This window comes from Mycobacterium helveticum (assembly GCF_007714205.1).
GTDB classification, from domain to species: domain Bacteria; phylum Actinomycetota; class Actinomycetes; order Mycobacteriales; family Mycobacteriaceae; genus Mycobacterium; species Mycobacterium helveticum.
This window is the reverse complement of the sequence record NZ_VMQU01000428.1, coordinates 1-218: the sequence shown is the minus strand read 5'-3', so window position 1 is coordinate 218 and position 218 is coordinate 1. Positions and strand designations below refer to the sequence as shown.

Annotated in this window: 1 protein-coding gene; it reads left to right on the top strand. The window is 63.8% G+C overall.

The annotated features are described in order from the left end of the window. The coding region (locus tag FPZ47_RS28180; protein ID WP_144957612.1) for an MMPL family transporter at positions 1-218 on the top strand (218 nt) is incomplete at both ends.

The window sequence follows — 218 nt, the reverse complement described above, 5'->3', positions numbered from 1 at the left end:
GAAGGTGACAAGCCGCTGGGCGATGAGGCCCACCATTTCTACGACCAGATCGTCCGCAAACTCGAGGCTGACACGAAACACGTCCAGCACGTCCAGGACTTCTGGGGGGATCCGCTGACGGCCGCCGGTTCGCAAAGCTCCGACGGCAAGGCCGCCTATGTGCAGGCGTATCTTGCTGGTAACCAGGGCGAGAGCCTGGCCAGCGAGTCTGTCGCGGC